This is a genomic window from Endozoicomonas sp. SESOKO3 (assembly GCF_024606255.1).
In genome coordinates, this window is sequence record NZ_JAHHPR010000459.1 from 1 (window position 1) to 3,729 (window position 3,729).

The window sequence follows — 3,729 nt, forward strand, 5'->3', positions numbered from 1 at the left end:
AGCCATATTGCCAGGGCGTCAGTGCAAATGGCTCTGTTGTCTGTTTCTGAGAAGACTTTCTTGCTAGTTGATAGGCAAAATTTGTACGTTATTGTTTCTGTCCTACAACGTCCCGGTTTCAGGGAAGATGCTTCGATGCTGTATTCCATGATGCTATTGTAGTGAGGTTAAATGAGCTTCCTGGCGGGTTATGTTCTTAAAAGAGATGAGCTAAATAGTGATTTTCTAGTCAATTAACGTGTTAATTTTGTTTAGAATAAGGATCGATCTTCATCCTTTAGGGGATGCTGCGCTGATAATGTTTGATGGCCTCAGCCACGGAGAATCATGACAGGATTCCTGATTTGAGGCTGCTTAGTTGGATTGCTGTTTAATGATTTTTCTTTCTTACCTTCTGCTTGGTGCTCTGGCCGGGACTCTGGCTGGCCTGTTCGGGATCGGTGGCGGGCTGATAATTGTTCCGGTACTGGTTTTCAGCTTCAAGCTGCAGGGGTTATCTCCTGATATTTTCACCCATCTCGCTGTGGGTACCTCTCTTGCCACTATTGTTGTCACTTCGCTCAGTTCGATTCGTGCTCATCATGTCAAGGGGGCTGTGCAGTGGCCTGTTTTCAGTGTTTTGACTATCGGAATTCTGATGGGGTCATGGCTGGGGGTTCATACTGCCATCCAGATGTCAGGTCCGATGCTTCAGAAAGTCATTGGGATTTTTGCCTTGGCAGTGGCCGCAAAAATGTGGTTTGGCTTCAAGCCTTCTGAAAGCAGTAGGGTGCTGGCAAGACCTGTGTTGGTGGCAGCCGGAGGCGTCATAGGCTGGGCTTCCAGCATCTTTGGAATCGGTGGTGGAACCCTGTCGGTACCACTTTTGCGCAAGTACAACCTCTCTATGACCCAGGCAGTAGCGACTTCTGCTGCGTGTGGGTTGCCGATTGCTTTAATGGGAACCGCGGCTAACATGTTTCTGGGTCATGAAAACGAGCTGTTGCCGACGATGAGTACCGGTTACGTCTACTGGCCGGCATTTCTTGGCATTGTCCTGACCAGTGTACTGTTTGCTCGCTTTGGAGCTGAGTTAGCCCACAAGCTGTCTTCTGAAAAGCTGCAAAAACTGTTCGTTGTCCTGTTATTGATAGTAGGGTGTAAGTTTCTTTTCTCAATGTAAAAGGGCCTGGTCAGCTGGCTCAATCCTCTATCCAGCTGATACACTGGTCCGCCAAATGTACTTCTCTCTGACTGAAACAGAAGAGTACGTAACAGTTAACCTTGAGAACTATCCGGAATCCTCCTGTGATCCCATATCCTCAAATTGATCCCGTTGCGATCAGCCTTGGACCTCTCAAAGTCCACTGGTACGGTCTAATGTACCTGGTGGGTTTTGCCGGAGGCTGGTGGCTGGCTGTTCAGAGAGCCAAAAAATCAAACGGTTTATGGAATTCCGAACAAATTGGGGATTTATTATTCTATGTCGCCGTTGGGGTCATAGTGGGCGGGCGCATGGGCTATGTGCTGTTTTATAACTTTGATTATTTTCTGCAAAACCCACTCTGGCTGTTTAGTATCTGGGAAGGTGGCATGTCTTTCCATGGTGGTTTATTGGGGGTTTTGCTGGCCGTATTCCTCTTTGGCCGCAAGATCGATAAGAACTTCTTTCAGATGACAGACTTCGTTGCCCCTTTCGTTCCTCTGGGACTGGGCATGGGTCGTGTGGGTAACTTTATTGGCGGTGAGCTATGGGGAAGGATAACAGATGTTCCATGGGCCATGGTATTTCCGACGGATCCCTCCCGGATGCCAAGACACCCATCACAGCTTTACCAGTTCGTTATTGAGGGGGTCATCCTGTTTGGAGTGCTCTGGTGGTTCTCGGCCAAACCTCGTCCCCGTATGGCCGTGTCCGGTCTATTCCTGTTGATCTATGGTGTTGGGCGCTTCTGCGTAGAATTTGTTCGGGAACCTGACCAGCAGCTGGGCTTCATTGCTTTTGACTGGTTGACGATGGGACAGTTGCTGACGGTGCCCATGATCCTTCTGGGTGCGGGACTTATGGTGGTAGCCTATAAAAAGTTTCCACTGGTAGATGGTCAAAATCAGGATGATCGGGTCTGGTTGAAAAAACATGCGGTCAAATCTGGTAGGAAAGCAGCCATGAGTGGAAAGAGCAGCCGTGAGCGGAATTAAAAGCCATGAGCAAATAAATAAAGGATCAATGCCATGAAACAGTATCTCGATCTCCTGCGTCATGTGAAAGAGCAAGGTACTTTCAAATCGGATCGAACCGGCACTGGAACATACAGTGTTTTTGGCTATCAAATGCGCTTTGATCTGTCGAAAGGTTTCCCACTGGTCACCACCAAGAAGTGTCATCTGCGCTCCATTATTCATGAATTGCTCTGGTTCCTGAAGGGTGACACTAATATTGCCTATCTGAAGGAAAACGGTGTCAGAATCTGGGATGAGTGGGCGACGGATGAAGGAGAACTGGGCCCTGTTTACGGCAAGCAGTGGCGAAGCTGGGAAAATGCAAACGGCGAAACGTTTGATCAGATTCAATGGCTGTTGGATGAAATAAAAACCAATCCAGACTCCAGAAGGCTGGTCATCAGTGCCTGGAATCCCAGTGTGCTGCCCGATGTAAAGTTCAGCCCTAAAGACAATGCCGCTATGGGTAAACAGGCTTTGCCTCCCTGTCACTGTCTGTTTCAGTTCTATGTTCTGGATGGCAAGCTTTCCTGCCAGCTCTATCAGCGCAGTGCTGATATTTTCCTGGGTGTGCCTTTTAACATCGCATCTTATGCGTTACTCACGATGATGATTGCCCAGGTATGTGATCTGAAGCTGGGGGATTTTGTTCATACCTTTGGTGATGCCCATCTTTACTCCAACCATCTGGAGCAGGCAGAAGAACAGCTGACCCGTAAGCCTTTTCATTCACCAACAATGAAGCTGAACCCTGCCATCAGGAATCTTTTCGAATTTACCATTGATGACTTTGAACTGGTTGATTATAAGGCTCACCCTCACATTAAGGCGGCTGTTTCTGTTTAAGCGGTTTTCGTGCTTTTCAGGTGCTCTGACGTATCAAACCAAGGATTGTTGTTGCGTCAGCTTGAATCATTACTTTTCTTCATTACCATAAGGCGCTTCAACTTGGATAGAGTGGAGAACATGAAACATCTCGGTATCAGGCCGGGCTTTTACTCCAGTGTATTCGACATAGACTTCTGACTGCGATACAGCGGCATCTTCTGCATAGCGACAAATGGCTTCGTCGCTCGTGCTCAGTTTTACAACATTGGGTACTTCAACCTCATAAGTTTCATAAGTTGAAACCGTTGTGAATTCATATTCACGATTATCAGGATTGTATTCAAGAGAGGGTGTGTAAACCGGTCTGCTTTTCATAATCCTGGCGGTGCCACCCAAATGAAGGTATACCAAACAGTTGTGGCTCACTGACCAACGGGCTACATGAAGCACCAGCCCGAATGTTTGCCATTGACTGAAGACCCTTGAATTTTGTACCACCGGATCTAAATCAATGCCATTGGGGTGTTGAGTAAATGAAGGTGTTTTGGAAAAGCTGCTCTCAACCGGTTGAACATCAATCACTCGATAACGACTGTGAGTAGCGAAAGTGTTATACCAGAATGGATATTTGTATTTGATCACCAGAGGCCTGTTGGAAACTTTCAGTTTGTCCCAGAGGTAATAATACTCAGGCTGTACTGA

The 3,729-nt window shown here is 47.3% G+C and carries 4 protein-coding genes; 3 read left to right on the plus strand and 1 reads right to left on the minus strand.

From position 1 onward, the window contains the following. The first annotated feature begins 373 nt into the window (after positions 1-373). The 3 genes from KDK18_RS07840 (at position 374) to KDK18_RS07850 (ending at position 3,045) form a co-directional block, all read left to right on the plus strand. Positions 374-1,162, plus strand: a complete 789-nt coding sequence (locus tag KDK18_RS07840; RefSeq protein ID WP_257254348.1) for a sulfite exporter TauE/SafE family protein — start codon at positions 374-376, stop codon at positions 1,160-1,162. Positions 1,163-1,287: 125 nt separating this feature from the next. Continuing rightward, on the plus strand, positions 1,288-2,178 hold the full coding sequence (lgt, locus tag KDK18_RS07845; protein WP_257254349.1) for a prolipoprotein diacylglyceryl transferase: 891 nt from the start codon (positions 1,288-1,290) through the stop codon (positions 2,176-2,178). 33 nt (positions 2,179-2,211) lie between these two features. After that, the gene (locus KDK18_RS07850) at positions 2,212-3,045 is read left to right on the plus strand and encodes a thymidylate synthase (RefSeq protein ID WP_257254350.1); all 834 of its coding nucleotides are present in this window, start codon (positions 2,212-2,214) and stop codon (positions 3,043-3,045) included. Positions 3,046-3,114: 69 nt separating this feature from the next. Here KDK18_RS07850 and KDK18_RS07855 read toward each other — a convergent pair. Continuing rightward, a partial coding sequence (locus tag KDK18_RS07855; protein WP_257254351.1) for a hypothetical protein occupies positions 3,115-3,729 on the minus strand: 615 nt, incomplete at its 5' end.